Origin of the sequence: Solidesulfovibrio magneticus RS-1, from assembly GCF_000010665.1 — a bacterium.
Taxonomy (GTDB): domain Bacteria; phylum Desulfobacterota; class Desulfovibrionia; order Desulfovibrionales; family Desulfovibrionaceae; genus Solidesulfovibrio; species Solidesulfovibrio magneticus.
Window position 1 is genome coordinate 1,563,901 of record NC_012796.1, and the last position, 26,934, is coordinate 1,590,834.

A 26,934-nucleotide genomic window follows, 5' to 3' on the forward strand; every position below is an offset into this window, starting at 1 on the left:
GAGAGGGAGCAAAAGGCAAGAGCGGGCTTGCGCCGGGAAGTTTCAGAGGTGACCCTTTGTCGGATAAGTATGTGCGGCCTTGGGCTTGGCCTCTCGATCTATCTGGTGGCCTCTTGGATGATCTTCATGGCCTTTGCCTTGCGCGACTCCAGGATGAGCAGGAAAACATCTGAGCCCTTTGGTCGCCGGTCCCACCATTCGGGATCGGCAAGGGCGAGAATCGAGTCGGCGACGGCGTCCCTTTTTTCGCGTGGCACGGCCCGAAGGCGGGTCATGCACAGCTCTTTTGCCTCGGCCATCTTGTCCGCCAGGGTTGCCCGCTTCGCATCGCCAATTTTCATGCAATTCCTTTTAAGTCTATCTTGTTGCGAACATCTTTAGACATTTCCACGCTGTGACATTTCGCCTTCCTTGTAGCCGTCGAAGTCGAAGCGGCCGGCCACGCTGCCGGCGTCATGGCGCTTGGTCATCAAGCCGAAGGCCGCCAAGCACCAAGAGACGTCCCTTCCTGGCGGGCAGGAACAGCAACCTCTCGCCAGGCGGCCTACAGAATACCCGCAGGGAACTGGCTGGCCTCAATTCCTGGCTTGAGCCGGGAGAATTCCACCCCACAAGCGAACCTATTCCCAGTACCGCTTGCCCAGGGTGCTGTCTATGGGGAGCGCCGAGGTCGGTAGCACCCGCACACTGCAGTCAGTCGGTCGGCCTGGGAAAAGTGCTATGGGTGGGGCTGGCGTCGATCCTGGGGAGGATATTGGGGTGGTGGGCCTCGGCAGGCAACGCAAAACCTGTCTTGTCAATAGAATAACTGGTTTTTGCACTTTAACAAGGCTTTCCCATCTTTGAAGTCTCCAGCTCTCTCAAGGAATACGTTACCAATGCTTGGCTTGCTTGCCTCGCTGAGAATTGGCATCAATAAATAATTTGAACCAAAATCTACGTCTACAACTCCACCTCAGAAGACTAAACACGCGATATGTAAAATGCATTAAAATTATCCGCCATATCGACCAATTCAATCAACGGTTGAAGGACTAGAATAAAAGGATCTTAATAAAAGAACATACCCTCTGCTGCCCAAACCTGCGCATCAGCCCCATGCAATACAATGTCCAAAAGTATATTCTTTGAATTTTCTGGAAGCGGAATAAAAGAGACTTTTCCCCCAATGGGAGACCAGCCACTGCCTCCTCCGTAGAAATTAGCTATTGTAGATCCATTTTGAATAATATTGATATGATTTTGTGGGGTTGACGACCGTGGGAAAAAACCAATATCCCGACCTGGGTTGGGCATGGCAATTCGAATAACCCCCGCCTTTGCACTGTCGAGCGGTGAAAAAACTTCCAAACCATTTTCCATAGTCTTTTTTACATTATCTAAGGCAATAACCTCTTGACTAATCGTAGATCCGCCAATCTTCGAAACAGGAAGCAGGCTGATATACTTTTCTTGGCATCCTAATTTATCATTTTCCCATGCTGAAAAATGAATATTATGCAAACCAATTACGGATACATCTGGGCCATAATATGTTAATGGCTTGGCTACAGGTTCAATAACAATTTTAAATCTCAGCTTTTCAAATGGAATATTCGAAATGAATTTGCAGGCAAAACCACTATCGACATCAGGACCGACACTAGTTTTCAGCGGGACAAAGGGGCCATCATTCTCTGCGATGTACACCTTGATTATGCCACCAGGCATCTGGTTGACATAATCAAAAGCAAAAACTATTGAATCAAAACGGACACCTTTGCCAGGAACAACAATATATTCCTGGACACCTTTGACATCAAAAGAGACTGGTACAGCCCTCCCCTCGCTGGTAGCATCCAATGTCAGGCCTTCAGAAGAATAAGCATACTGAAAAATGGACCCGTCTGAAGCATGCACATCTAGAAAATATGGGGAACCCTGAACAGTTACATATGGATGACGAGGCAATGACACTTCATAAGAAGATATAGTGTCAGTAATCAGTACAGGATGCTGAGCCAATGCTGTTTTTATTATGGGCGAGTTTCTTTCTCTAGAGTCATATGTAGACACTACATTAATAACTGCCGCAGAATCCGAAGCAGTCAACTTGCCAATCTCGCCGCAACAATCTTTCATTGCATTTCGAAAGTACCAGTTCAACGCCACTTTTGGCGCAGAATTAAGGACAACAACAATCTTATTATTTAATCCGTATTCTCCAAGAGACGTGGCTACTTTTCTGTATGACATAGGTATAATATTTGGACCCAATTCGACGTTTTTGCCATACATTTTGTCACTATATACGAAAACAACCAAAATCGCCAAAGAAGAAGCAATAAATTCCGGACTAAAGTCACGCAACAAATAAGAAAACCCTACAGAAGCAAAGATGCACAGTATAGGAATTATGAAAAACAAATGCCATGCATTAAAAAAAGGGCCGTACCTTACAGAAATCATCATAAGCACCGGCACCACCACAAACGTCAACAACAACAGCGATAGGGTGTTGTCGATCTTCATCGACATAAGACAGCCAAATATACAAAGACATGCAGCAACAATAATAAGAGCCCACTGTTCCATGAAAAAAACATACATATTGCTACAAAACTTTTCCAAAAACCATCGAAACGTCGCCTGGATAACCATCGGATCTTTTGCTAAAAGCATTTTTACAATATAAAATAGTGACGGAATGAGGAATAGTGCACTCGACAGAATGAACCACGCCAAAACTTTCCAGGACATCCTCCTCTGCATAAACAGATAAACCACTAGAAAAACACCTTGCGCACCTACAATAAAAAACCCCTGATAATGAATAAAGCACATTATTCCATTTACAAATGATAATAAAACCAACCAAAATACTTTGTCACTTTTTATATAGTTTACAATAAAAAGCATGCAAATTATCTCAAAATCAACCATCAATGCGTATGGACGAGGAGTTCTTGATAATAATATATGATATGGAAAAACAGACAAGGCAACAGCAGCCAACAAAGCCATCCGTACGCCAAACATACGGCGGACCAAAAAAAACATCAAAACAACACCAACAATTCCTGCGAAGACCGAAATACTACGAAATGCAATTTCTGAATTTCCGAAAAGCGACGCGCCCTTTAATAAAAAATAAAAAAGCGGCGGATGGACCTCATGAAACAATGTCCATTGCAATATAGACTCAGCAGGGAACCCAGAACTATTTATTGCAATTATTTCATCCCACCACAGCGACGAGTTGTCCAAATGATACACACGCAATGCCAGCGCAACAAATGTAATACACACTATCGAAAATCTATTCTTTGAGCTCATAAACCAATCTTCCTACAGATTTGAAAAATCTGAGCTAAACAATATCTTACTAAACACCCACCAGCTGAAGCTGGTGGGTTTAAGACCTGCGAACTGAAAGTCTAGCTGCATCGCGGCGATCCAAGTGATCTATTTGCGACTTATTGCTCAGAGCGTAAAAAATTTAACTATGCGGCCTTGGCATAGGCAACGTATTTCCCTTCAAAATACTTCTTCACCTTGTGCGGACGACGCTGCCGACTGCGCAGAAAGCCTCTCAGCTTGCCCATTAGCTCTGGCTTGTCTTTGGCCTTTCCATCACGAAAATATTGCGCTTGATGTCCTGATTCGCAAGATCGTCAGGATTCAATTCCGGGCTGTAGGGCGGCAGAAAGAACAGCCTGATTTTGTCCTCATGTTCGGCCAGCCACTCTTGGACCTTCTTTGCTTTGTGAACCGAATGCCGCTCCACAATCAGGAACACTTTTCGCCCTTCCAGCTGCTTCACCATCCGAGTCAGGAATTCCAAGAAAATCTTCACGGTGAATCGACCATCGAACACCATGAAACTGAGGTCTCCTTGGTTGGTGATGGTGGTGATCGCGTTGTATCCAAAGCGTTTGCCGCAGCATTTGACGACTGGCGTCACACCCTTTTGACTCCAGGTGGTTCCTGCTTGATGATCCGAGCGGAGTCCGGTTTCGTCGCCCCACCAGATTTTGGCCTTTTCGGCCTTGGCCTGCTGCTGGATGGCGATGTATTTGTGCTCAAGCCAGTGCTTTACCTGGGCAGAATTCTGCTCCAGAGCGCGTTTTGCCGGTTTTTGAGGTGTCAGTCCCCAATCCTTGAGGTACCGGCTCACGGTCCAACGAGACAAACGGATTCCGAAACGCCGCTCAGTAAGAAATCCAACCAGATCACGGGTCCAAAGCAAGCCTGGGAGGCGCAATTGCTCGGGATTCTTGCCCAGGACGGACTTTTTTATGGACTCCATCTGTTTTGATGTGAGTTTCCCACCCTTTGGTCGCCCCTTGGGCTTGCTTGTAAGGCCCTCTTCGCCGCCAAGCCGGTAGGCCTTGACCCACAGACACACTGAGGTACGCGATGCTCTAAATACCTCTGCGGCCATGGTCTGGCTCATTCCTCCCTCGACGACAGCCTTCACGGCTTTGCGCCGAATGGCGTCCTGGGCCGAAGGAGTCAGTTTTCTTGCGTCACCGGAATCCATGCAAGAAATCTATCAAATGTCGCCTAAAATGTTAAATGTTTTATGCTCTGAGTATTAGGAGAGAATAAGAAGAGGAGCGGCAGGGCGGCGGCCACCGCACCACCGACGCGATGCGTGAACATCGCGCCACGGCCGAAGCCGCGCTCCAGCCCGCGCGGGCGTTAGAGGGCTACCGCTTCCGGCTCAACCTGTAAAGGCAAGCATTGAGATACGTTGCGGACAATGCGGACGTTTACTGGCCAAAGGCACCGGGACCATCGAAATCAAATGCCCCCGCTGCCGCACCATCAACCACGTGAGGGCCGCGAGCCCCATCACAGAAGGCCATGGAGCCTCCCCCAGGGAGCGCGCCAATGGCCAGACCGTATCATCCGCCGGGCCTGTCCGACCGTGGCCTGAGGCCAGAGCTTCGCCGATGAACGCTGCGGCGGGTTGGGGGTGGTCTACCAAGCCAGCAACTTCTTGTACTGCGGCAGTCACCTGACGACCTTCTGGCACCTGGATGGGGATTGGTTCCATGTCCTGATGCTGACCGCGCACCGCAAGCAAGGAGGCCGCGCCCAATTCCTCCGGGAGAACCTCAGCCGGGCTACACGCCACCAGTTCCGGCAGTTCCGCTATGTGCTCTTTTTGAAGCACCCCTGGCGCAAACACCTCCGCCTGTCAGTCCAACCATACCCCAAGCGTGAGGCCGCGTGACGGCAACGTGCGTCCGCCGTGTGACTTTGGTCGTCCGCAATAATTTGCTTGGGCAACATGGACCTTCTACAGGACGTCCCCAGTTTTCCAGATGTTCTCCAATGTCCCGGTTATCTAGGGCGGTAGAGGCTATTTCAGTCGACCCGCTATTGAAGTCCGTACCGACCGGGATAAGGCCATCTCCTTGCGTGTCTACCGAGAGCTTGATCACGTTTTCGATGCAGGCCGGGGTCGTTCTTCTTCGTGATCCTGGAGCGATTGCCGGTATTTGCTGACCGCCTGGCGCGATACGCCAAGGAGTTGGGCGGCAACGGACTGGTTGCCGCCCGCCCGGCGCAACGCTTCTTCAAACAACAGTGTACGCGCTTGATTAAGCGTGGGCAGCCTGGGACCAAAGCCCAGAAGTCCCGTGTCCGACGTTGGGCCGGGGAGGCCCTGCCCGGCCGCAGGGTCGAAGGGTAGGACCAGGCGGAACTGTTTTGGTCCAAGCTCTTCGCCGTCGGCCAGACGGGCCGCGTCGTGCACGAGATGGCACAATTCGCGGACATTGCCCGGGAAGGCATACCGGCCCAGCAGGGCCGCGATGCCCGGGACGTCCGGACGCAGCACAACCCCCATCTCCCGGGCCGCCTGGGCCGCGAAATAGTCGATGAGCAGCGGCAGATCGCCGATCCGCTCCCGCAGCGGCGGCAGGGTCACCATGTGGCCGCGCAGCCGGAAATACAGGTCGCGCCGGAAAAGCCCCTGTTCCTGCAGGGCGTTGAGATCCTGGTGCGTCGCGGCGATGATGCGGGCCGTGGACTTGCGCGAAACATCCGAACCAAGGGGCGCGTATTCCGCCTCCTGGAGCAGGCGCAGCAGCTTTTTTTGGGACTGCGGGCTCAAATCGCCGATTTCATCCAGGAACAGCGTGCCGCCCCGGGCCGTCTCGACCAGCCCCGCCCGAACCTGGGACGCCCCGGTAAAGGCTCCCTTGGTGTGGCCAAAAAGGGTGTCGGCCACGATATTATCATCCAGCCCGGCCATGTTGACGGCCACGAATTTCCCCGTCCGCCGGCTGGCCCGGTGCATGGCCTGGGCGATCAGCTCCTTGCCGGCGCCGCTTTCCCCGATCAGCAGCACCGGCCAGGACGTCTCCGCTACGGCCTCGACATAGTGGAACACCGCCCGCATGGTTTTGTCGGCGGTGACGATGGCCGCGAAATGTTCCGGACAGTCCAGCTCCTCCTGGAACAGGCGCTGGCGCAGGGTGGAGTTTTCCCGGCGCAACTCGAAGATCTCGATGGCGTGCTTGATGCCGGCGATCAAGGTGTTGCGCGATTCGGTCTTGACGATGAAATCAAAGGCCCCAAGGCGGATGCAGTTGATGGCGGTCTTGATCTGATTGAGCCCGGAGATGACAAGCACCGGCAATTCCGGATGCTCGGCCAAAATAAGCGGGATGAGTTCCTCGCCGGCGATATGGGGCATCATGAGGTCCACGGCCACGGCGCAGTATTGCTGCCGCCCGAGGGTTTCGAGCACCAACCGGCTGTCGGAGAGCGTCATGACGTTGTCCACGCCCGAGGCGCGCAGGGCGTTTTGAAAGCTGCGCAGCCACGCCTCTTCGTTGTCCACGAGCAACACCGGATAGCGGGGCGAAACCGGTTTTGGCTTGTTACGCTCCATCCCTGTCACCCTGGCCCCTGGAACCGGCTGGCGCCGGGATTGATCGGCCTGACCCATTGGGGGCGGGCCGATCTGTTGTCTTGGCCAGGCCGGCCGCGCAGGCCGGCAGCCGCAGCTCCACCGTGGTCATGACGCCGGGATCGGAAGCAAAGGTCAAACGCCCGCCATGTTCCTCGACGATGGTGGCCGAGACGGAAAGCCCAAGCCCCGTGCCGCCGGTTTCCCGCTTGGTGGTGAAAAACGGGTCCATGATCTTGGAGAGCACGTCCGGCGATATGCCAATGCCCCCGTCCGTCACCCGGACGACCAGGCAATCCGCGGCGGCATCATAAAAGGTCTTCACGCCAATGGCCTGACTGGGTTCGGACAGGGCCTCGCAGGCGTTGACCACGAGATTGATGACGACCTGGGAGAGCTTTTGCGGATTGGCGGTCACCGGCGGCAGGCCCTCGGCCAGGGACACGGTGAAGCGGCGGGTGCTCTTGGCCACAAGATTGCCGACAAGTTCCAAGGAACTGCGCACGACGGCATTGATGTCGATGTCCCATTTGAAATCCTCGGGCGAGTGGCGCGAGAAATTCTTGAGACTGCCGACAATGCCGCGGATGCGGGCGGCTCCTTCAAACATGCGGGCCAGGAGATCGGGCATCTGGTCGCGCAGTTCGGAATACTCCAGGCCCCCGGCCAGAAAATCGCCGTTGTCCCGATAATAGGCGTCCAGGATGGGCGCAACGTCTTCCCAGACCTCCTGAAGCAGCGGCAGGTTCAGCGTGATCACGCTGTTGGGGTTGTTGATCTCGTGGGCCATGCCGGCCACGAGCACCCCAAGGGAAACCATTTTGTCGGCCTGGATCAGCTGCTGCTGTTTTTCCTTGGCCACCTGATCGGCCAACACCTGCTCGGTGATGTCGCGTACGGCCAGCACCCGGGCGGCGCGGCCCTGATAGGCCATGTCGCGTTCCCGGATTTCGCAGACCCGTTCCTCGCCCCCCGGCCCCAGGAATTTCGCCAGACAGGCGTCCCCGTCGTCGGCGTCGGGACAGGCCGTCGCCAAGGGCCGGTCGGCTAAGGAAACCAGGCTTTCGACGTCGCGGCCCAGCAGGGCCTGGCGCGTGCGGCCGAACATGGCGCAGCCGGCCTTGTTGACGTCCAGAATCCTGCCGCCCTGGTGAATGAAGATGCCTTCGAACGTGGCCCCGGAAAGCTGTCGGAAACGTTCTTCGCTTTCCCGCAAAGCCAGTTCCGCCTGCCGCAGCCGTTCGATGGCCTGGGCCTGCAGGTAATTGTTTTCCGCGAGGGTCGAGATCTGGTAGGCGATCAGGCAAAGCGCCTGGCACACATTGAGAAATTGCTCGCGGGTCATGACCGGGACTTCGGCCAGGGCGGTCCGGTATTGTTCTTCGTCGGCCCCGATCTCGGCCGCATAGGCGCGCATCCGGTCGTCGTCGCCGCATTCGATGCGCACCTGTCCCACCACCCAATTGGCCACATGGCGCTCGCCCACATAGATGCTCGTGCCGCCGTCCCACAGGCCGCTGCTCAGGCACGGACGCATGATCGGCTCCAGAGGATCGTTGGACCCGAAGGCCGCGTCGGAACGGATGCAGTTGGCAAGGCCGGTCGGGGTGCGGCGCACCACTTCCCGGCACAGGCGGCAGAAACGGCTCGGGCGGGTGATGGGGCGGCCGTCGACCTCGGTGATGATGGAGGCGACGTTGGTGGCGGCGGCAAAGGCGTCCTGGATTTCCTGGATGGCCTCAAGATTGAAAATGTCGCGGAAGGCCAGCTGGCTGTCGGCCGGTGCTTCGGCCGGCCAGCGAAATCCCGGCCGCGTCGGATCGCGCAGGAGGCACAGGCCATAGCCTGTTTCCAGTTCGCGAATGCGGGCGCGCAGGCTTTCGAGTTCCCGCAGCAGCGTCCCCCTGGCCGGGCGCTGCTGCGCCGGCCCATGCTCCCGTGGCTCCATGTCGCTCCCTCCCGGCGCGCTCTGGCCGCGCCCTCCCAAGTCCTGGGCAGCTTTGCCAGATCCGTGCCGCCGCAGCCCTTCCCGGTCTCGCCCAGCCCGAGCCGGATACGGGCTTTGGCAGACGGTTCCCCGCGCTTTTTCCGGAGAAATGCCCCGTTTTTGTCCTGGGAAAGCCTCTTGCCGGCCGCCAGCCCGGCGTCTTTGCCCGCGCTTGCGTGATCGTGACAACCACCCTTGGCTGGCGACAACCACGGTTGACGGCCTCTAAGGCCCGTCCGGCCTGGGGCCGGGGCCTTTGGCCTGTCCGGTCAGCCTATTTTTGTCAACCTTGGTTGCGGGGGAGGGCGGGGCGAGGCCGTTCCTGAAGCGTCAAATTTTATGTTAACATACTAAAATAAAATGTATTTTATGGTTTGGAACAGCGTTTGAATAAAGTCCTGTCCAGAGCAACGTCCACTCTTGGCCCGGACGCTTAAGCCGCCTCCGGCAACGACAAGGAGCCCCGTCATGCCCGTCACCCTCCAAGCCGCCCGCCGCATGATCGAGGCGGCCAAGGCCAAGGCCGACACCCTGGGCGTCCCCATGGTCGTGGCCGTGGTCGATGCCGGCGGCAACCTGGCCGCCCTGGACCGCCAGGACGACGCCCTGCTGGTCAGCATCGATCTGGCCCGGGACAAGGCCTATTCGGCCGTGGCCGTCAAGGCCGACACCGCCACCATCGGCAGCCTGTCCCAGCCCGGAGCCGAACTGTTCGGCCTTGGCCGGGCCTGCGGCGGACGTATCGTCACCTTTGGCGGCGGCCTGCCCATCGTGGAAAACGGCCGGGTCGTCGGTGGCATCGGCGTCAGCGGCGGCAGCGTGGCCCAGGACACGGCCTGCGCCGAAGCCGGCCTGGCCGCCTATTGAGTCGCTTTTTGCGGCGGCACGTCGCAACGACACATAACCATCCGGAGGAAGCAATGTCCCAGCATCAGGTTCAAGCGCCCGATCTCCATGGCCCCACCCAACGCACCACTGCCGCCCTGGCCCGGTTTGTCGACACCACGCCGACCATCTGTCCCGAACGGGCAATGCTCATCACCGAATCCTACAAGGAGACCGAGGCCCTGCCCATGGTCCTTCGCCGGGCCAAGGCCCTGGAGAAGATCCTGGCCGGGATGCCGATTTTCATCCAGGACGGGGAACTCATCGTGGGCAACCAGGCCAGCAAGCCCAGAAGCGCCCCCATCTTTCCGGAATTTTCGTGCAAATGGGTCGAGGCCGAGCTCGACCGTCTGGCCAACCGCACGGCCGACGTCTTTTTGATCTCCGAGAACACCAAGGCCAAGCTGCGCCAAGCCTTCGCCTACTGGGACGGCAAAACCACCAACGAGTTCGCCGCCGCCATGATGCCGCCCCAAGCCCTGGAAGCCCACAACGACGTGGTCTATACCGTGGGCAACTACTTCTACAACGGCGTGGGCCACATATCCGTGGATTACGCCAAGGCGATCGGCCAGGGCCTGTCCGGTGTCATCGCCAACGCCCGCCAGGCCCTTGAAGCCCTGGACTATGCCGACGCCGAACAGCTCAAAAAGCGCCATTTCCTCGAAGCGGTCATCATCGCCAATCAGGCTGTCGTCGATTTCGCCGGCCGCTTCGCCACCCTGGCCGCCGCCCTGGCCGCCGACTGCGCCGATCCGATCCGGCGCGACGAGCTGCAGGAAATCGCCCGCATCTGCCGCAAGGTTCCGGCCCAGCCGGCCGAAACCTTCCACGAGGCGATCCAGGCCTTCTGGTTCGTCCATCTGGTCATCCAGATCGAGTCCAACGGGCATTCCATCTCGCCCATGCGCTTCGACCAGTACATGGAACCCTACTATGCCCGGGACAAGGGCCGGGTGTTGCCGGAAAAAGCCCAGGAACTCCTGGATCTGCTCTGGATCAAGTTTGCCGAACTCAACAAGGTGCGGGACGAAAATTCCACCATGGCCTTCGCCGGCTATCCCATGTTCATGAACCTCATCGTCGGCGGCCAGAAGCGCGACGGTTCCGACGCCACCAACGATCTGTCGTTTATGTGCCTGCAGGCCGCCGCCAACACCAAGCTCTACGCCCCCTCGCTGTCCATCCGCATCCACGAGGGCACGCCTCCGGCGCTGTACAAAAAGGCCGGCGAAATAAGCCGCCTGGGCATGGGCTACCCGGCCTACTACAACGACCGGGTGATCATTCCGGCCCTGCTGGCCCGGGGCCTGACCCGCGAGGATGCCCGGGACTACGGCATCATCGGCTGCGTGGAGCCGCAGGTGGGCGGCAAGACCGAGGGCTGGCACGACGCCGCCTTCTTCAACATGGGCAAGGTCATGGAACTGGCCCTAAACGACGGCGTGGACAAGCGCACCGGCAAGCAGATCGGCCCCAAGTCCGGCAGCCTGGAAACATTCCAGACCTTTGACGACGTGATGGCCTCCTACAAGACCCAGACCGCCTACTTTGTCCGTCTCATGGCCGCGGCCGACAACGCCGTGGACATGGCCCACGGCGTGCGTTGCCCGCTGCCGTTTCTTTCCTCCCTGGTCGATGACTGCATCGCCGCCGGCAAATCCCTCCAGGAAGGCGGCGCCCACTACAACTTCACCGGTCCCCAGGGCGTGGGCGTGGCCAACGCCGGCGACTGCCTGACCGCCATCAAGAAGCTGGTCTTCGACGACCGCCTGCTCACCCTGGCCGAACTGCGCCAGGCCCTCGACAGCGATTTCGAGGGCCGCGAGGATGTGCGCCAGATGCTTCTCAACCGCGCCCCCAAGTACGGCAACGACGACGACTATGCCGACGCCGTGGCAAAGGAAGCGGCGCGCATCTATTGCGAAGAGGTCAACCGCTACACCAACCCGCGCGGCGGCCGCTTCCAGCCGGGCCTGTATCCGGCCTCGGCCAACGTGCCCCTGGGTTCGGTGGTGGCCGCCACGCCCGACGGTCGCAAGGCCTGGAGCCCGCTTGCCGACGGCGTCTCGCCCATCTCCGGTTGCGACACCTGCGGTCCCACGGCCTCGGTGCTGTCCGTGGCCAAGCTCGACCATGAAATCGCTTCCAACGGCACCTTGCTCAACCAGAAGTTCCACCCCACGGCCCTGGAAGGCGACCAGGGACTCAACAACCTCAAGGCCGTGACCGAAACCTACTTCCAAAACGGCGGTTTCCACGTCCAGTACAACGTCATCAGCCGGGAAACCCTCCTGGAAGCCCAGGCCCAGCCCGAGGCCTACAAGAACCTGGTGGTGCGCGTTGCCGGCTACAGCGCCTTTTTCACGGCGCTGGACAAGTCCCTGCAGGACGACATCATCGCCCGGACCGAACAGACCTTCTAACCCACGTCAACCCACGCCAACCCACGGCCGGGGGACGCAAGACGTCCCCCGGCCCAAGGCCTTGCATGAACTGGAAACAGCGTCAGCACACGTTTCGATTGTCCGACCGGGATCGCCCCGGTCCCACCGGGCTTGTTTTCGACATCCAGCGTTTCGCCGTGCATGACGGCGGCGGCATCCGCACCCTGGTGTTTCTCAAGGGCTGTCCGCTGCGTTGCCAGTGGTGCCAGAATCCGGAATCCATGTTTCTCGGCCCGGAAATCCTGCGCATTCCGCACAACTGCATCTCGTGCGTGAAGTGCATGACTCTGTGTCCCCAGAAGGCCATTTGCTACGATGGCGGCGGCGAAATCGGCATCGACCGTGTCCGGTGCGATCTGTGCGGGGACTGCGTGACGTCCTGCTATGCCGGCTCCATGACTATTGTGGGCCGCTATCTGACGGCCGGGGAAGTCATGGAGGAGGTGGATCGGGACCGGAAGTTCTACGCTGAGTCCGGCGGCGGGGTGACCTTTTCCGGCGGGGAGCCGACGTCCCAGCCGGACTTCTTGCTGTCCTGCCTGCGCGCGGCCAAGGCCCGGGGGCTGCACACGGCCGTGGAGACCTGCGGACACGCGCCCTGGGAGACGTTGGCCGCCTTGCGCGACGTCGTTGACCTGTTTTTGTGCGACATCAAACACATGGACACGGCGCGCCACCGGGAACTGACGGGGATGCCTAACGAACGCATCCTGGACAACATCGCCCGTCTGAGCCAGGCCGGCAGCGCCCTGCGCCTGCGTCTGCCTCTTGTGCCCGGCGTCAACGACAGCGAGGCCAATATCGTTGCCAGCGCGCAATTCGCCGCAGCGCTGCCGACCCTTGAGGGGTTTGACATCCTGCCCTACCACCGCCTCGGTGAAGCGAAGTGGCGACAGCTGGGGCGGGTCTATCCCATGCACGACGTTGCGCCGCACACGCGCGAGGATGTTCTGGCCAAGGCCTGTCTGGCCGGGCAGCATGTTGGAGGCGTCGGCATCGGAGGCTGATCCGGGGCGTGGCATTTTCTGCTGCCGGCCAACGTGTAGGCCGTTCGCCGAGTCTGATGGCAGCGTGGAATTCTTGGCATCGGCGCGGCTGCGGAAAAGGGCGGACTCCACCCGCGCGAGCGGGGAAGGCACGGTAACCCCTCTTTCCCTCATGACATTAAGGGGGCTACCTCCGCCAAGCCCGTGCTCCATTGCGCCAATAGCGGCGCCTGGCGTGTCCCGGGGTGTTGGGTGTTGGCGGCGTGGCCCAGGCCGGTGTTTCTCAGCCGACCGTTTTGCCGCTGCCCTGGATTTGGATGACCGTGCTGTTGTCGCCGGCTGTTGCGGTCTGATGTTGGGATTTGTCGATGGAGACCGTCCCGATGACGGCCTTGATGTCGGCGGCAAAGTCCCGGTCTTCGTCGAGGAGTCCTTCCAGGCGTCGGCGCACGGCTTTCTGCGCCACGGCATCGGTGGGATTGTTTTCCAGAGTGGCGAGGGCTTTGGTCGCTCCTTCGCCGTCCTTGGCAAAACGGTCTTTGACCAGGGCGCAAACTTTTTCCACGCCGGCCTTGCCGAGTTTGGTCGCGACGTCGGTGATGGCTGCAGTCGCCCCGGACTGGGCGGCGACCAGCGCGCTTAAGGCGAGATCGGTCAGGGAGGACAGGTCCATGGCGTTGCTCCTTACTGTGGGCTGGGTTTGTCGGAAGGGGAAGGTTCGTCCGAGTCGCCGTCGTTGAAGAGGGCGTGGAACTGGGCTTGGGGGTTTTGTTTGAGCAGGGCGACGGCTTCCTCTCTGGAGATGGCATGGCGGAGAGAGAGCCAGGTGAGCAGGGTATTGATGGCTTTCTGCTCGAAAGCTTCAGGTAACTGGTTGGCCAAAGTAACATATAACTGAGCAGACTTGCGAGCGATGGGGAGCGCCTCTTCGCGTTGACCCAGGTCGCTGAGCCTGTTGGCGAGATTGTTGAGACTCCTGGCGAGGTCTGGCAGGAAGGCGTCTGGGTTGGCCTGGGTGAGTTGGCTGTAGAGTGCGGTCGATTTTTGGGCGTTTTCCAACGCCTCCGTGCGCTGGCCGGCCTCACTGAGCCTGTTGGCGAAGTTGTTGAGGCTTGTGGCGAGGATGACTCTCTGAGCAATGGAACCATCCTGTTGCTGCCGTAGGTGCTCTACGACACGTGATTGCCATTCCACAGCCAGTTCGCGCAGAGCCGCAGTGCTCTCCGGCAATGCCCCCGTCAGCACAAGAAGCGTCTCCAGCAGTAAATCCGGCCTGTCTCCCAGGGCGCGAAGCCAAACCATGGCCCGTTGGCCGGCTGCCCTGGCCCGGCCGGAGGCATCGCTTTCAGCTCGCGGCGCAAAATTTTGCACGCACCGCACCAACACCGCTGCCACTTCCGACGGCCTTTCGCCAAAATGGATTGGCCTAGGGTTTTCTTGGACACCAACTTGGCGGTATGTCTCTGCCGCTCGGGAGGTGTCGTATGCAGAGAGAGGAAGGAGCGCCCAAGCGATTCTGGGCGCGTCACAAGACCCAGGCCGTGCTGCGGCTGCTTCGAGGCGAGGACATTGACTTGGTGAGCCGGGAGCTGGGGGTGACCGCCGCGACGCTGTCCCAGTGGCGCGACACCTTCCTGGAGGCCGGGGAATCGGGTCTTAACAGCGTGTTGAAAAACACTGCTAAGTGACCGAGACTCCAGCCATCGGGATGGTGGGGTAAGTCGATGGGGCTTGGCCGTCAGGGCGATCGGCAGAGGGGCGATGTCTCTGGCCTGGGATGAGATTCCCCGGTCCCGTGGGCATGCCTTTTACGGCCGTCTCCAGCAAATTCTCAGGAAATGCGGCTTCGACGCCTTCGCCGAGAAGCTGTACAAGACCTTCTATGCCGACAAGGGGCGTCCCTCGATTCGGTCTGGTCGGTATTTTCGGATGCACCTCGTGGGGTATTTCGAGGGCATCGACAGCGAGCGCGGCATTGAGTGGAGGTGCGCCGATTCGCTTTCCCTTCGGGATTTTCTCCAGCTTCGACCAAAGAGTTGGTCCCGGATCATTCCTCGCTCAGCCGGACACGGTCCCGTCTGCCGCTGGCGACCCCCCAAGAGGTTTTCACCTGGGTTCTCAAAGTGCTCAGCAAGGATGGCTTGGTTCTTGGAAGCCGGATCGGCGTGGACGCTTCGACCATGGAGGCCAACGCAGCGCTGAAGACCATCTCCGGGACACGGGCGAGAGCTACCGGAAGATGCTCCTGCTGATGGCCAAGGAGAGCGGACTCGACTCTCCGATGTCTTTAGAAGGTTGCTCGTCGGAAGCGGGGGGGGGGGAGGGGGGGCGGGGCCACCACCACCTTTGCTTGCCACCTCCCGCGATCCGGCCTGCCGCCCCGTGGAGAGCGGCCAACCCCTTTCCTCGGGGCGATTGCCACCAATTTGCCACCACTAATGCCCATTTAATTCAAAATAATAGCCTGGGAAAAGAAAAAGGGCCGACGCTTTTGGCGTCAGCCCTTGGACTTCCTGGTTGCGGGGGTGGGATTTGAACCCACGGTCTTCGGGTTATGAGCCCGTCGACCGCAATTTCCTAACCTCTTTAACTATGTCTAATTATCATTAAAAAACAAACTATTGCTGGTAAAGTTTTCGGGTGAAAATTTGATCGATCTTTGATGATATTTGACGGTTTTTAGCCTTCAGGTTAGGAATAGGTTAGGACGAAACGGCCGCCGCACAAGGCTTCCTAGCGGGTTGTTCGTCCTAACCTATTCCTAACCTTTGGAGGCCAAGCCATGGCGGCAAAATACACCAGGGCGCACAAGGACAAATGGCCGGGCGTCTATGTGTACGAAATGACCGAGCGCACGTTCCAGGGAAAGCCCGACCTCTGCTACATGGTCGCCTACAAAGTGGCGGGCAAGCTGCGCTGGGAAAAGGTCGGGCTCAAGTCCGAAGGCTATACGCCGCAGGTGGCGGCGGAGGTCCGGGCGGATCGAGTCAAGAAGGCCCGGCACGGCGAAGATGTCAAGACCGCCAAGGAAATCGCCCGCGACCGGGCCATGACCGACCGCACCATTGCCGAACTGGCCGACGCGTATTTCGAAGCCAAGGGCGATGCCCTCAAAGGCGTCGTGACGGACCGCAACCGCTACGAGAAGCATGTTCGTCCGCTCCTTGGCGGATTTCGGGCCAGCAAGCTTTCGCCCTTGGACATGGCCCGGCTGCGGAAAACCATGGAAGGCCGGGCGGCGGCCACCGTCTGGAACGTCCTGGAACTCGTCCGGCGCATCGTCAATTTCGGGACCAAGGCCGGCCTGTGCCCGGCGCTCACGTTCACCATCGAAATGCCCAAGAAGGACAATGAGGTGGTGGAGTACCTTGAGCCAGAGCAGGCCGCCCGCCTCAAGGCCGTGCTGGACGAATGGCCTTCCCGGGATGCGGCCAGGATGCTCGAAGTCGCCATGTTTTCGGGCATGCGGCGCGGCGAGGTGTTCAAGCTGCGGATTCGCGACCTGGACTTTCGGGCCGGTCTCATCAGCATCAGGGATCCCAAGGGTGGCAAGACGGTGAGCGTCCCCATGAACCCCATCACCCGCGCGGCCCTGGAAGATCAGCTTGCCTGGAAGGAGGAAGCCTTCCCCGACAGCTCCTACGTGTTCCCGGGAAAGGATGGTGCCCAGCGGGTGGCGTGCAGTGCAGCCAGCCGCATCAAGCAGGCCGCCGGCATCCCGGCCCGGTTTCGCATCTTTCATGGCCTGCGCCATCATTTCGCCGTGACCCTGGCCAATTCTGGGGAATTCACCTTGGATATGATCGGCGAGCTCCTGACCCACAAGAGCACGGCCATGACCCGCCGCTACGGCCAGTTCCTCCCGGACGCCAAGAAGCGGGCCAGCGACAAGGCGGCCGAGCTTTTGACCAACCATGCCGGGCTGGGCAAGCCGGCGGCCACGGACAAGAAGGTGGTCGGGATCGGGGGAGGGAAGTAACCGATGCCTACCGTCAGCGTGTTTTTTGGCATCGTCATCACGATGTATTGGCGGGAGCATGGCCGTCCACATTTTCACGCCAAATATGGTGAGCACGGAGCCACGTTCGATATCGAGACCTTGGCGATACTGACGGGAGAACTGCCCGGCCGTGCGCGGCTCATGGTTCTTGAATGGGCTTTCGAGCACAGGGCGGAGCTCATGGAAAACTGGCGTCTGTGTCAGGAGTGGGCGAGTCCGAAACCCATAGCCCCGTTGGAGTGAGATATGATCCCTTGGGAAGTGAAGGCCGCCAAGCCTCTGCCTGGCTACCGTCTGGAAGTGACGTTCGCGGATGGTGTGCATGGCGTCGTAGACCTCTCGGACGTGCCGCACAAGGGGGTGTTCGCCTTGTGGGATGAGCCCGGCTATTTCGAGCAAGTGCGCGTCGACGCCGAAACCGGGACGGTGTGCTGGCCAAGCGGCGCGGACGTCGCCCCTGACGCCATGTACGAAGAGGTGAAACGGCAGCGTGCGTCCGCCGTGTGATATTGGTCTGCGCTATCGCATGAGGGGATGACGAGAGATGGCCAGGTTCCCCCGCGTCTTCTTACGGCCTGTAAGGGAGGAGAAGCAGAGGGCTCATTCGTGACGTTGCCATGGCACAGGCCACCCGGAAAGACTTGTTTTTCTTGTCGCCCTATCTGATGATGTCTTGTATGATAAGAAAAATAGGTTGTCTGTATTGGCTGGTTCCGGCTGGCGCAGAGGATGCGCGATGGCGGAGTCGGGAAGGGTGGCTGGGCAGTGGTTTGCTCACAGCATGGTGGGGGAGCCCAAGGAGACGTGGCAGACGCTTGAAGCGCATCTGGGCGGTGTGAGCAGGCAGGCCCGGGAGTTCGCCAGCCGTTTCATGGCGGGCGAGTGGGGCGCGCTAGCCGGATTGCTTCACGACGTCGGCAAATATACCGAGGCTTTTCAGCGACGTCTGGCCGGAGCTGGCGTCCGGGTCGACCATTCCTCGGCCGGCGGAAAGCTGGCCGTGGACCGCTTCAAGGGGGCGGGCAAGTTCCTCGCCTACGCCATTGCCGGCCATCATGCCGGGTTGCCGAACGGCCGCGACAATGATCTGGCTTGCCTCTCGGCCCGGCTCCAGGCCGCTGTCGTGCCCGAGCCGGCCCTGGCCCTGGCCGTCGGACCAGCGCCCGCAGCGTTGCCTTTTGCCCAGGCCCTGGGGCGCACCGGCTTTCAGTGCGCCTTTTTCATCCGCATGCTCTATTCCTGTCTGGTGGATGCCGATTTCCTTGATACGGAAGCCTTCCTCGATAAAGAGAAAAGCGCCCGGCGCGGCGGCTATCCGACGCTGGGAAGCATGACGGAGCGTCTGACCGCCCATCTTGCCGGGTTTTCCAACAAGGCCGCGCCTTCGCCCATCGATCCCTGGCGGGCCAAGGTGCTGGACTGGTGCCGGGAGGCGGCCGGCGAGAAACCGGGGCTTTTCGCCCTCACCGTGCCGACAGGGGGCGGCAAGACGCTGTCGTCCCTGGCCTTTGCCCTCAAGCACGCCCTGGCCCACGGCCTGGACCGGGTCATCTACGTCATTCCCTACACCAGCATCATCGAGCAGAACGCCGACGTTTTTCGGCGAGCTGTGGGTGACGACGCTGTGGTGGAGCATCACAGCAATTTTGATCCCTGGAAGGAGCGCGACAGCGGCGCTTCCGAGTCCGAGCCGGCCGGCGACGAGGGGCTGGCCAAGCGCCATGAACTTGCTGCCGAGAACTGGGACGCGCCCTTGGTCGTCACCACCAGCGTGCAGTTTTTCGAGTCGCTTTTCGCCCACCGTGCATCGCGCTGCCGCAAACTGCACAATATCGCGCGCAGCGTGGTCATTCTGGACGAGGCGCAGATGCTGCCGCCCTCGCTCTTGCGGCCGTGCCTGGAGGCTCTTCGCGAGCTGCACGAGAGCTATGGCGCGACAGTGGTGCTGTGCACGGCCACCCAACCGGCGCTGACCCGGCGCGACGGGTTTGCCTTCGGCTTCGAGCCGGGACTCGTGCGTGAGATCGTGCGCGACAGGTCCGGTCTGTTCAAGGAACTCAAGCGCACGCGGGTGACGCATCTGGGCCAGCTTGCCGACGACGAGCTGGCGCTGCGTCTGCGTGGGCACGAGCAGGTGTTGTGCGTGGTCAACACCCGGGCCCACGCCCGGCGGCTCCATGGCCTGCTTGGCAAGGGAGCGGGAGTTTTTCATCTGAGCGCCAGCATGTGCCCGGCCCATCGCACGGAAAAGCTCAAGCACATCCGGGCGGCGCTAACGGCCGGGGAGCCGTGCCGGGTGGTCAGCACCCAGCTCATCGAGTGCGGCGTGGATGTGAGCTTTCCGGTGGTCTACCGGGCCGAGGCCGGGGTGGACAGCGTGGCCCAGGCGGCCGGGCGTTGCAACCGCGAGGGGGAGTTGCCCCAGGGCGCGGTGTACGTGTTTGCCGCCGAGAAAGCGCCGCCGGCCGGGGAGTTGCGCCGGGCGGCCGAGGAGGGCCAGGTGGTGCTGCGGGCCTTTGCCGATCCGCTGTCGCCCCAGGCGGTGACTGCCTATTTCGAGGCGCTTTACTGGCGCGTCGGCCCGGAAGCGCTGGACAAACGAACGGACCGAATCGCCGGGATTTTCGCCGCCCTGCAGGCAGGAGCCAACACCCTCGATTTTCCGTTTCGCACGGTCTCCCAGGAATTCCGGATGATCGAACACTTGTGCGAGCCGGTCATCATCCCCTGGGGCGAGGAAGGGGAGGACCTTGTCCGTGGGCTGGAGCATGCCGAGCACACGGGACGCCTGGCCCGGCGCGCCCAGCGGTATACGGTTCAGGTACCGGCCCGGGTGCGGGCGGCGTTGGTCGCGGACGGCGACGTGGAATGCGTTCAGGAACGGTTTTTCGTGTTGCGCCGCATGTCGCGCTATGACGACGAAGAGGGTTTGTCAGGGGAGGGGGCCGGGGTTTTTCGGGCTGAGGACTGGATACAGTAGCAACGCGGGTTTTCTCCGGCCGGGCGGTTGGCGGAGGAAGCCCTATAGGTGTTTGATTCCGTTTGTCTATTTATATGTCGCATGAAATATATTTTTTGTTTGATACTAAATTCAGTTTATCGTAAAGGCTAAACGACTTCTCTGCAGCCCCGAGGTTTGGCTGGGGGGGCCGGGGAGTGGATTGAAACAGTTTTTTGTAGAGGCTTGTCAATGATCTTGCCCTGGGGGGAGGGAAAAGGAGGGCCGCGAATCAGGAAAAACACCCTCGGCAGTGACCATGCTCCAGCGCACACCAGCAAGGAGGTTGGCATGTCCTTTGGCGTCAGACTCAAGGTCTGGGGCGATTTCGCCTGCTTCACGCGCCCCGAGATGAAATCCGAGCGCGTCTCCTATGATGTCGTCACGCCGTCGGCCGCGCGCGGCATTCTGGAGGCGATCTATTGGAAACCCGGCATTACCTGGGTCATCGACCGCATCCACGTTTTGAGCCCCATCCGTTTCACCGCCATTCGCCGCAACGAACTCGGCGGCAAGATCCCCTACGGCAACGTCAGATCCGCCATGAAGGGCGGCGCGCCCCAGCCGCTGTTCATTGAAGACGACCGGCAGCAGCGCGCCGCGCTGGTGCTGCGCGACGTGGCCTACGGCATAGAGGCCCATTTCGAATTGACCGGCCAGGACGACAACGCCGCCAAGCATGCGGAAATGTTCAAGCGCCGGGCGCGAAACGGCCAGTGCTTCAACCAGCCGTACCTGGGCTGCCGCGAATTCCCGGCCTTTTTCGAGTGGGTGGACGGTCCCTGGCCGGACTCGGACTTGCCAGCCCAGGACCGCGACAAGGATCTGGGTTTCATGCTCCACGACATCGATTTCGCCCACGACATGACGCCGAGGTTTTTCCGGGCCCAGCTGGCCGGCGGCGTCATCGACGTGCCCCGGTTCGACGCGGCGGAGGTGCGGACATGATCCTCACCTCCCTGGCCGTCTACTACGACCGCCTGAGCCAAGAGCCGGAACCGGCCGTGCCGCTGTCCGGGTTTTCGCGACAAAAAATCCACTTCGCCCTGCACATCGACGCCGACGGCAAGCTGGCCGAGCCGCCGGTCTTCGATCTGCGCCAGACCGAAGGCAAGAAAACCGCGCCCCAGGAACTGGTCGTGCCCGAGGCCGTCAAACGGTCGGTGGGCGTTGCCGCCAACTTCCTGTGGGACAACACCGGCTATGTGCTCGGGGCCGACGACAAGGGCAAGCCCGAGCGCACGGCCAAGACCTTCGAGGCGTTTAAGGCCCGGTGCCACGAAATCGGCGACGGCCTGGACGACGCCGGCATGGCCGCCGTGCTGTCTTTCCTCGACGCCTGGAACCCGGCCGACGCGCCGGACCTGCCGGGCTGGGAAGAGATGGTCAAGGGCTGCAACCTCGTTTTCCGGCTGGCCGGCGGCGGATTGGGCTATGTCCATGAGCGCCCGGCCGTGCGCCAGGCCTGGCTGGATCACCTGGCCGGCGCGTCCAGGGAGCGGCGGGGCATGTGCCTGGTCACCGGCCAGGACGCGCCCATCGCCCGCCTGCATCCGAGCATAAAGGGCGTGCGCGACGCCCAGTCGTCAGGCGCGGCGCTCGTTTCCTACAACCAGGAGTCGTTCACCTCCTACGGCAAGGAGCAAAGCTACAACGCGCCCGTGGGCGAGCCGGCCGTTTTCGCCTACACCACGGCGCTCAATCATCTGCTGCGCAAGGGCAGCCGCCAGCGGGTCCAGATCGGCGACGCCACCACGGTGTTTTGGACCGAACGCGCCAGCGAAGTCGAGGGACTCCTCGGCTTCCTGTTCGACCCCACGGCCGACGACGGCACCGAAGACGCCGTCCGGCGGTTTCTGGAAGCCGTGCGCGACGGCAAAAAGCCGCGAGACGACCCGGAGGAACTGCAAAGCGGCTTTTTCATCCTGGGCCTGGCCCCCAACGCCGCCCGCCTGTCCGTGCGCTTTTGGCATGTGGACACCGTGGCCGGCGTGTGCGCCGCCGTCGGCCGCCACTTCGCCGATCTGGCCATGGACCGGGCCTTTGACAACGAGCCCGAATTCCCGGGGCTATGGCAACTGCTGCGGGAAATTGCCGCCCAAGGGGAACTCAAAAACGTCAATCCGGCCCTGGCCGGAGCGCTCATGCGTTCCATACTGACCGACGCGCCCTATCCGGCCAGCCTGCCGCGCGCCGTCATCACCCGCATACGGGCCGATCAGACCGTCAATTACCCGCGCGCGGCCATGCTCAAGGCCTATCTCGTCCGCAACCGTCAAAAGGAGGTGTCCGTGAGTCTCGATCCCAACTGCACCGACGTCGGCTATCGCCTGGGACGGCTGTTCGCCGTGCTCGAAAAAGCCCAGCAGGAGGCCATCCCCGGAGCCAATACCACCATCCGCGACCGTTACTACGGCTCGGCCTCGGCCACCCCGGCGGCGGTGTTTCCGCAACTCATGCGGCTGGCCCAACACCATATCGAAAAAGCCGAATACGGCGGCGTCTCCGACCGGCGCATCGAGGAAATCCTGGAAACCGTCCAGACCTTCCCCAAGCATCTGTCCCTGGACGAGCAGGGCATGTTCGCCATCGGCTACTACCATCAGCGCCGCGAGAACTACAAAAAGACCGCCAAGACCAAGGGGGAGGACTAGACCATGAGCCAGCCCATCGCCAACCGCTACGAGTTCGTGTTCCTCTTTGACGTGGAAAACGGCAACCCCAACGGCGACCCCGACGCCGGCAACATGCCGCGCCTGGACCCGGAAACCAGCCATGGCCTGGTCACGGACGTGTGCCTCAAGCGCAAGATCCGCAATTTTGTGGAACTGGCCAAGGGCAACGTCAGCCCCTTCGAGATCTATATCCGCGAAAAAGCGGTGCTCGGCACGGTGCAAGGCCGCGCCCACGCCGCCGTGGCCAAGGAGGGCGGCAAGAAGGCCGACGCCATCAAGGAAGCCCGGGACTGGATGTGCGCCAATTTCTTCGACGTGCGCGCCTTTGGCGCGGTGATGTCGCTTAAGGACAACAACTGCGGCCAGGTGCGCGGCCCGGTGCAGCTCAACTTCGCCCGCAGCATCGAACCCGTCGTGCCCCTGGAAATCAGCATCACCCGCATGGCCGTGGCCACCGAGAAAGAGGCCGAAAGCCAGTCCGGCGACAACCGCACCATGGGCCGCAAACATATCGTGCCCTATGGCCTGTATCGGGCCGAAGGCTTCATCTCGGCTCATCTGGCCGCCCAGACCGGCTTTTCCGAGGACGACCTGGAATTGCTGTGGCAGGCGCTTTTGGTCATGTTCGATCACGACCATTCTGCCGCGCGCGGCAAGATGAACGCTCGCAAGCTCGTCGTCTTCAAGCACGAGTCGATGCTCGGCAACGCACCGGCCCAGAAGCTTTTCGATCTGGTCGGCGTGTCCCGGGCGACCGACAAAAGCTCGCCGGCCCGGGCCTACAGCGATTACGCCGTGGCGGTCGATGCCGCCAACCTGCCGGTCGGTGTGGAGCTGATCGAAAAGCTCTAGCAGGGGAAAAAGCCATGTTCAGCGAGGAGGCGCTGCTCCCGATTTCGGCCTTGCAACATCTGCTCTTTTGCCGGCGGCAATGTGCGCTGATCCACATTGAGCGGGCCTGGGCCGAAAACGTCTTCACGGTCCAGGGCGGCATCCTCCACGAACGGGCCCATGAGCAGGGGTACGAGTCCCACGATGGCATACGCGTCGCCCGGGCCGTATCCCTGCGCTCCTTGCAACTTGGCCTGACGGGCGTGGCCGACGTGGTGGAGTTCCACCCGGCCAGCGATGGCCTGGAGACGGCCTTCCCCGTGGAATACAAGCGCGGCAGGCCCAAGGCCGAGGCCTGCGACACGGTGCAGTTGTGCGCCCAGGCCTTGTGCCTGGAAGAAATGCTGGGAAGGCCCGTGCCGGCGGGCGCGCTTTTTTACGGACGTACCCGTCGTCGTCTGGGCGTGGCCTTCGACGCCGCCTTGCGGGAGACGACGCAGGCGGCCTGCCAGGATTTGCACGCCTTCATCCGGGCCGGGCTCACGCCCGAGGCTATGTACGACTCCCGCTGCGCCTCCTGTTCCATGGAAGGGGCCTGCCTGCCGCGCGCCTGCGGCGGCAAACGCTCGGTTCGGACCTATCTGCGCCAGGCGCTGGAGACGCCATGAAACGTCACCTCAATACGCTGTATGTGACCACTCAGGGCGCGTATCTGTTCAAGGACGGCGAGACGTTGGCCGTCAAGGTCGAGGAGACGGTGCGGTTGCGCCTGCCCATCCACACCGTGGCCGGGGTGGTGTGCTTCGGCCAGGTGTCGGTCAGTCCGTTTCTGCTCGGTCACTGCGCCGAGAACAACGTGGCCGTGAGTTTCCTGACAGTAAACGGCAAGTTTCTGGCCAAGGTGCAGGGGCCGGCCTCGGGTAATGTGCTGTTGCGCAGGCAGCAATACCGCATGGCCGACGATACGGCGACCTGCGCCGCGACGGCGCGCTTTTTCCTCACCGGCAAACTGGCCAACGCGCGCACCGTGCTGTTGCGGGCGCTTCGCGACCATGGCGAGAAGATCGACGCTTCGGCCGTGCGCCGGGTCGTCGACCGGCTGAGCCAGCATCTGACGGGTCTTGAGGCCCGAAGCGACCTGGACGCCCTGCGCGGTTTGGAAGGCGACGCGGCCCACGCCTATTACGGCGTGTTTGATCAGCTTATCGTCTCGTGCCATGAGGCGTTCCGGTTTGCCGGCCGCAACAGGCGGCCGCCCCTGGACCCGGTCAATTGTCTGCTGTCGTTTCTCTACACGCTGCTGGCCCATGACGTGCGCTCGGCCCTGGAGACGACGGGTCTTGATCCGGCGGTGGGTTTTCTGCACCGCGACCGTCCGGGCCGCCCGGGCCTGGCCTTGGACATGATGGAGGAGTTCCGGCCGTTTTTCGCGGACCGGCTGGCCTTGACGCTGATCAACCTGGGGCGTGTGCGGCCCAAGGGGTTTATCACGGCGGAGACCGGGGCCGTGCTCATGGACGAGGCCACGCGCAAGGAGGTGCTTATAGCCTATCAGGAGCGCAAGCAGGATGTGGTGGAACATCCGTTTTTGCGGGAGAAGATGCCGCTCGGCCTGCTTTTTCACATGCAGGCGACGCTTTTCGCCCGCTATGTTCGGGGTGATCTGGACGGCTATCCGCCGCTTTTGTGGAAGTAGGCCATGTTGGTGCTGGTGAGCTACGACGTGGCGACGGCTGATGACGGAGGATCTGGTCGGCTGCGCCGTGTGGCCAAGGCGTGCAAGGATTATGGCCAGCGCGTGCAGTACTCGGTGTTCGAGTGCCTGGTTGATCCTGGCCAATGGGAGCGTTTGAAGCATCGTCTGCTTGGTTTGATTGACCCGGACAAGGACAGTCTGCGTTTTTATTACCTTGGGTCGAACTGGCGGGGGAGGGTAGAGCATGTCGGCGTCAAGCCCGGCGTGGACCAGGAAGGGCCGCTTATCATCTGAATCGCGAACCGCCAGCGCCCGGCAAAACCCCGGCCGGATCGCGATGGTGCTAATTGTAGTGATAACAGTCGGATAGCTTGTCAGGCTCTTTGACAACAGAGCACGTGTTGGTAAGAGTCGGAAGGTTCGCGGCAGCGTGGTTCTCAGGCCGCGCAACCGCTAGGTCGCGTAAGCGACAGTCGCCCCCTGCGCGGGGGCGTGGATTGAAACGTCTTGCCCACCCACACGCCATTGATCCAGACATCGGTCGCCCCCTGCGCGGGGGCGTGGATTGAAACCGGGAACTCCAGCAGCACCGACGGGCAATCCGCGGTCGCCCCCTGCGCGGGGGCGTGGATTGAAACGACGACTGGGCCAAGCAGGTCGCCGCCGGCACCAGTCGCCCCCTGCGCGGGGGCGTGGATTGAAACCAGGCGGCCACGGAGGTGGTGGCGTAAATGGACATGTCGCCCCCTGCGCGGGGGCGTGGATTGAAACGACCTGGACGAGTACCAGGATTACGAAATGATCGGGGGTCGCCCCCTGCGCGGGGGCGTGGATTGAAACCCCCCATGCCGCCGCGCCTCCTTGACCAGATCACGTCGCCCCCTGCGCGGGGGCGTGGATTGAAACCACGAACGGTAATTCCGGTCTCCAGACCATGCCAGTCGCCCCCTGCGCGGGGGCGTGGATTGAAACCATGAGCTGGCCGGCCCCCAGCGGCGTGGACCCCTGTCGCCCCCTGCGCGGGGGCGTGGATTGAAACCAAGGGCAGCTCGCCGGAACCGACCGAGCCGGCGGGTCGCCCCCTGCGCGGGGGCGTGGATTGAAACCGGCCGTGCCCGGCAGCGTCCCGGGGCAGGATTCGTCGCCCCCTGCGCGGGGGCGTGGATTGAAACCGGCTTTTGACGTTTGGAACTGTAGCCCCCTTGGCTTTAGTCGCCCCCTGCGCGGGGGCGTGGATTGAAACCGGCTCCCCGGCCGGATCGGGCGAGGCCAGGAGTTGTCGCCCCCTGCGCGGGGGCGTGGATTGAAACTGGGCCAACCCAAGCCAATGAAGAGTCTGACTTTCCGTCGCCCCCTGCGCGGGGGCGTGGATTGAAACTTTCCCCTGCCCTGGTACTTGTAGACCCAGCCGCCGTCGCCCCCTGCGCGGGGGCGTGGATTGAAACTTGCCCTTGAGCAGCAGCCGACCCTTGATGACCGGTCGCCCCCTGCGCGGGGGCGTGGATTGAAACCTGGATGCCGG

22 protein-coding genes, 1 pseudogene and 1 CRISPR repeat array (1 of these 24 only partly in view) are annotated in these 26,934 nt (G+C 60.9%); of the genes and pseudogenes, 16 read left to right on the top strand and 7 right to left on the bottom strand.

Annotation, left to right across the window (positions count from 1 at the left end; translation table 11 throughout):
* Positions 1 to 98: 98 nt before the first annotated feature.
* The 3 genes from DMR_RS06575 to DMR_RS06580 all read right to left on the bottom strand — a co-directional run bounded on the left by DMR_RS06575 (position 99) and on the right by DMR_RS06580 (position 4,522).
* The gene (locus DMR_RS06575; protein WP_015860121.1) at positions 99 to 341 is read right to left on the bottom strand and encodes a hypothetical protein; all 243 of its coding nucleotides are present in this window, start codon (positions 339 to 341) and stop codon (positions 99 to 101) included.
* Positions 342 to 1,050: 709 nt separating this feature from the next.
* The gene (locus DMR_RS23195; protein ID WP_015860122.1) at positions 1,051 to 3,315 is read right to left on the bottom strand and encodes a glycosyltransferase family 39 protein; all 2,265 of its coding nucleotides are present in this window, start codon (positions 3,313 to 3,315) and stop codon (positions 1,051 to 1,053) included.
* 268 nt (positions 3,316 to 3,583) lie between these two features.
* Positions 3,584 to 4,522, bottom strand: a complete 939-nt coding sequence (locus DMR_RS06580) for an IS630 family transposase (protein ID WP_015860123.1) — start codon at positions 4,520 to 4,522, stop codon at positions 3,584 to 3,586.
* Positions 4,523 to 4,730: 208 nt separating this feature from the next.
* Here DMR_RS06580 and DMR_RS25670 point away from each other — a divergent pair, with 208 nt between their 5' ends.
* Positions 4,731 to 5,006 carry a zinc finger domain-containing protein gene (locus DMR_RS25670; RefSeq protein WP_148208521.1) on the top strand — a complete coding sequence of 92 codons (276 nt, stop codon included), beginning with the start codon at positions 4,731 to 4,733 and terminating at the stop codon, positions 5,004 to 5,006.
* Between the two features lie 422 nt (positions 5,007 to 5,428).
* On the opposite strand, the gene DMR_RS06590 is transcribed toward DMR_RS25670, so the two are convergent.
* Together DMR_RS06590 and DMR_RS06595 are read right to left on the bottom strand one after the other, a co-directional pair.
* Positions 5,429 to 6,889: a sigma-54-dependent transcriptional regulator gene (locus DMR_RS06590; protein ID WP_015860125.1), complete on the bottom strand. Its 1,461-nt coding sequence runs from the start codon at positions 6,887 to 6,889 to the stop codon at positions 5,429 to 5,431.
* Positions 6,879 to 8,855: a PocR ligand-binding domain-containing protein gene (locus DMR_RS06595; protein WP_148208375.1), complete on the bottom strand. Its 1,977-nt coding sequence runs from the start codon at positions 8,853 to 8,855 to the stop codon at positions 6,879 to 6,881. The genes DMR_RS06590 and DMR_RS06595 overlap by 11 nt, the downstream gene beginning before the upstream one ends.
* Positions 8,856 to 9,362: 507 nt before the next feature.
* Here DMR_RS06595 and DMR_RS06600 point away from each other — a divergent pair.
* From DMR_RS06600 to DMR_RS06610, 3 genes are all read left to right on the top strand, one after another.
* Positions 9,363 to 9,761 carry a GlcG/HbpS family heme-binding protein gene (locus DMR_RS06600; protein ID WP_015860127.1) on the top strand — a complete coding sequence of 133 codons (399 nt, stop codon included), beginning with the start codon at positions 9,363 to 9,365 and terminating at the stop codon, positions 9,759 to 9,761.
* A 53-nt stretch (positions 9,762 to 9,814) separates the two neighbouring features.
* Entirely contained in the window at positions 9,815 to 12,205 is a 2,391-nt protein-coding gene (locus DMR_RS06605) for a glycyl radical protein (RefSeq protein WP_043600201.1), read from the top strand.
* Positions 12,206 to 12,270: 65 nt separating this feature from the next.
* A complete protein-coding gene (locus DMR_RS06610) occupies positions 12,271 to 13,233 on the top strand; it encodes a glycyl-radical enzyme activating protein (protein ID WP_015860129.1) in 963 nt (320 codons plus the stop codon).
* 262 nt (positions 13,234 to 13,495) lie between these two features.
* Here DMR_RS06610 and DMR_RS06615 read toward each other — a convergent pair whose 3' ends face one another.
* Positions 13,496 to 13,885, bottom strand: a complete 390-nt coding sequence (locus DMR_RS06615; RefSeq protein ID WP_015860130.1) for a hypothetical protein — start codon at positions 13,883 to 13,885, stop codon at positions 13,496 to 13,498.
* An 11-nt stretch (positions 13,886 to 13,896) separates the two neighbouring features.
* On the bottom strand, positions 13,897 to 14,514 hold the full coding sequence (locus tag DMR_RS06620; protein ID WP_148208376.1) for a tetratricopeptide repeat protein: 618 nt from the start codon (positions 14,512 to 14,514) through the stop codon (positions 13,897 to 13,899).
* A 227-nt stretch (positions 14,515 to 14,741) separates the two neighbouring features.
* On the opposite strand from DMR_RS06620, the pseudogene DMR_RS06625 reads away from it, so the two are divergent.
* From DMR_RS06625 to cas2, 12 genes and pseudogenes are all read left to right on the top strand, one after another.
* Positions 14,742 to 14,876, top strand: a pseudogene (locus DMR_RS06625) (helix-turn-helix domain-containing protein); the annotation flags it as partial.
* Positions 14,877 to 15,141: 265 nt separating this feature from the next.
* Positions 15,142 to 15,414, top strand: coding sequence for a transposase (locus tag DMR_RS25280; protein WP_232502919.1), 273 nt, complete (start codon positions 15,142 to 15,144; stop codon positions 15,412 to 15,414).
* Positions 15,415 to 15,994: 580 nt separating this feature from the next.
* Positions 15,995 to 17,191, top strand: coding sequence for a tyrosine-type recombinase/integrase (locus tag DMR_RS06630; protein ID WP_015860133.1), 1,197 nt, complete (start codon positions 15,995 to 15,997; stop codon positions 17,189 to 17,191).
* 3 nt (positions 17,192 to 17,194) lie between these two features.
* Positions 17,195 to 17,455 carry a DUF4160 domain-containing protein gene (locus DMR_RS06635; protein WP_015860134.1) on the top strand — a complete coding sequence of 87 codons (261 nt, stop codon included), beginning with the start codon at positions 17,195 to 17,197 and terminating at the stop codon, positions 17,453 to 17,455.
* Positions 17,456 to 17,458: 3 nt separating this feature from the next.
* Positions 17,459 to 17,719, top strand: coding sequence for a DUF2442 domain-containing protein (locus tag DMR_RS06640; protein ID WP_015860135.1), 261 nt, complete (start codon positions 17,459 to 17,461; stop codon positions 17,717 to 17,719).
* Positions 17,720 to 17,966: 247 nt separating this feature from the next.
* Entirely contained in the window at positions 17,967 to 20,192 is a 2,226-nt protein-coding gene (gene cas3 / locus DMR_RS06645; RefSeq protein WP_268741124.1) for a CRISPR-associated helicase Cas3', read from the top strand.
* Between the two features lie 309 nt (positions 20,193 to 20,501).
* Positions 20,502 to 21,158, top strand: a complete 657-nt coding sequence (gene cas5c / locus DMR_RS06650; protein ID WP_015860137.1) for a type I-C CRISPR-associated protein Cas5c — start codon at positions 20,502 to 20,504, stop codon at positions 21,156 to 21,158.
* Complete coding sequence (gene cas8c / locus DMR_RS06655) at positions 21,155 to 22,864, top strand: type I-C CRISPR-associated protein Cas8c/Csd1 (protein WP_015860138.1); 1,710 nt, start codon at positions 21,155 to 21,157, stop codon at positions 22,862 to 22,864. The genes cas5c and cas8c overlap by 4 nt, the downstream gene beginning before the upstream one ends.
* A 3-nt stretch (positions 22,865 to 22,867) precedes the next feature.
* Positions 22,868 to 23,737, top strand: a complete 870-nt coding sequence (gene cas7c / locus DMR_RS06660) for a type I-C CRISPR-associated protein Cas7/Csd2 (RefSeq protein WP_015860139.1) — start codon at positions 22,868 to 22,870, stop codon at positions 23,735 to 23,737.
* Between the two features lie 14 nt (positions 23,738 to 23,751).
* On the top strand, positions 23,752 to 24,384 hold the full coding sequence (gene cas4 / locus DMR_RS06665; RefSeq protein WP_015860140.1) for a CRISPR-associated protein Cas4: 633 nt from the start codon (positions 23,752 to 23,754) through the stop codon (positions 24,382 to 24,384).
* Positions 24,381 to 25,412: a type I-C CRISPR-associated endonuclease Cas1c gene (gene cas1c, locus DMR_RS06670; protein ID WP_015860141.1), complete on the top strand. Its 1,032-nt coding sequence runs from the start codon at positions 24,381 to 24,383 to the stop codon at positions 25,410 to 25,412. Before cas4 ends, cas1c begins: the two co-directional genes overlap by 4 nt.
* Before the next feature lie 3 nt (positions 25,413 to 25,415).
* Positions 25,416 to 25,706, top strand: coding sequence for a CRISPR-associated endonuclease Cas2 (gene cas2 / locus DMR_RS06675; RefSeq protein WP_015860142.1), 291 nt, complete (start codon positions 25,416 to 25,418; stop codon positions 25,704 to 25,706).
* A gap of 178 nt (positions 25,707 to 25,884) precedes the next feature.
* A CRISPR array of direct repeats spans positions 25,885 to 26,934; the repeat unit is 32 nt; unit sequence GTCGCCCCCTGCGCGGGGGCGTGGATTGAAAC (it continues 994 nt past the right edge of the window).

Excerpts from the sequence above, each read along its gene's own strand:
- DMR_RS06575 (WP_015860121.1), bottom strand. The coding sequence starts at position 341 with ATGAAAATTGGCGATGCGAAGCGGGCAACCCTGGCGGACAAGATGGCC.
- DMR_RS23195 (WP_015860122.1), bottom strand. The coding sequence starts at position 3,315 with ATGAGCTCAAAGAATAGATTTTCGATAGTGTGTATTACATTTGTTGCG.
- DMR_RS06580 (WP_015860123.1), bottom strand. The coding sequence starts at position 4,522 with ATGGATTCCGGTGACGCAAGAAAACTGACTCCTTCGGCCCAGGACGCC.
- DMR_RS06590 (WP_015860125.1), bottom strand. The coding sequence starts at position 6,889 with ATGGAGCGTAACAAGCCAAAACCGGTTTCGCCCCGCTATCCGGTGTTG.
- DMR_RS06595 (WP_148208375.1), bottom strand. The coding sequence starts at position 8,855 with ATGGAGCCACGGGAGCATGGGCCGGCGCAGCAGCGCCCGGCCAGGGGG.
- DMR_RS06600 (WP_015860127.1), top strand. The coding sequence starts at position 9,363 with ATGCCCGTCACCCTCCAAGCCGCCCGCCGCATGATCGAGGCGGCCAAG.
- DMR_RS06605 (WP_043600201.1), top strand. The coding sequence starts at position 9,815 with ATGTCCCAGCATCAGGTTCAAGCGCCCGATCTCCATGGCCCCACCCAA.
- DMR_RS06610 (WP_015860129.1), top strand. The coding sequence starts at position 12,271 with ATGAACTGGAAACAGCGTCAGCACACGTTTCGATTGTCCGACCGGGAT.
- DMR_RS06615 (WP_015860130.1), bottom strand. The coding sequence starts at position 13,885 with ATGGACCTGTCCTCCCTGACCGATCTCGCCTTAAGCGCGCTGGTCGCC.
- DMR_RS06620 (WP_148208376.1), bottom strand. The coding sequence starts at position 14,514 with ATGGTTTGGCTTCGCGCCCTGGGAGACAGGCCGGATTTACTGCTGGAG.
- DMR_RS25280 (WP_232502919.1), top strand. The coding sequence starts at position 15,142 with ATGCACCTCGTGGGGTATTTCGAGGGCATCGACAGCGAGCGCGGCATT.
- DMR_RS06630 (WP_015860133.1), top strand. The coding sequence starts at position 15,995 with ATGGCGGCAAAATACACCAGGGCGCACAAGGACAAATGGCCGGGCGTC.
- DMR_RS06635 (WP_015860134.1), top strand. The coding sequence starts at position 17,195 with ATGCCTACCGTCAGCGTGTTTTTTGGCATCGTCATCACGATGTATTGG.
- DMR_RS06640 (WP_015860135.1), top strand. The coding sequence starts at position 17,459 with ATGATCCCTTGGGAAGTGAAGGCCGCCAAGCCTCTGCCTGGCTACCGT.
- cas5c (WP_015860137.1), top strand. The coding sequence starts at position 20,502 with ATGTCCTTTGGCGTCAGACTCAAGGTCTGGGGCGATTTCGCCTGCTTC.
- cas8c (WP_015860138.1), top strand. The coding sequence starts at position 21,155 with ATGATCCTCACCTCCCTGGCCGTCTACTACGACCGCCTGAGCCAAGAG.
- cas7c (WP_015860139.1), top strand. The coding sequence starts at position 22,868 with ATGAGCCAGCCCATCGCCAACCGCTACGAGTTCGTGTTCCTCTTTGAC.
- cas4 (WP_015860140.1), top strand. The coding sequence starts at position 23,752 with ATGTTCAGCGAGGAGGCGCTGCTCCCGATTTCGGCCTTGCAACATCTG.
- cas1c (WP_015860141.1), top strand. The coding sequence starts at position 24,381 with ATGAAACGTCACCTCAATACGCTGTATGTGACCACTCAGGGCGCGTAT.
- cas2 (WP_015860142.1), top strand. The coding sequence starts at position 25,416 with ATGTTGGTGCTGGTGAGCTACGACGTGGCGACGGCTGATGACGGAGGA.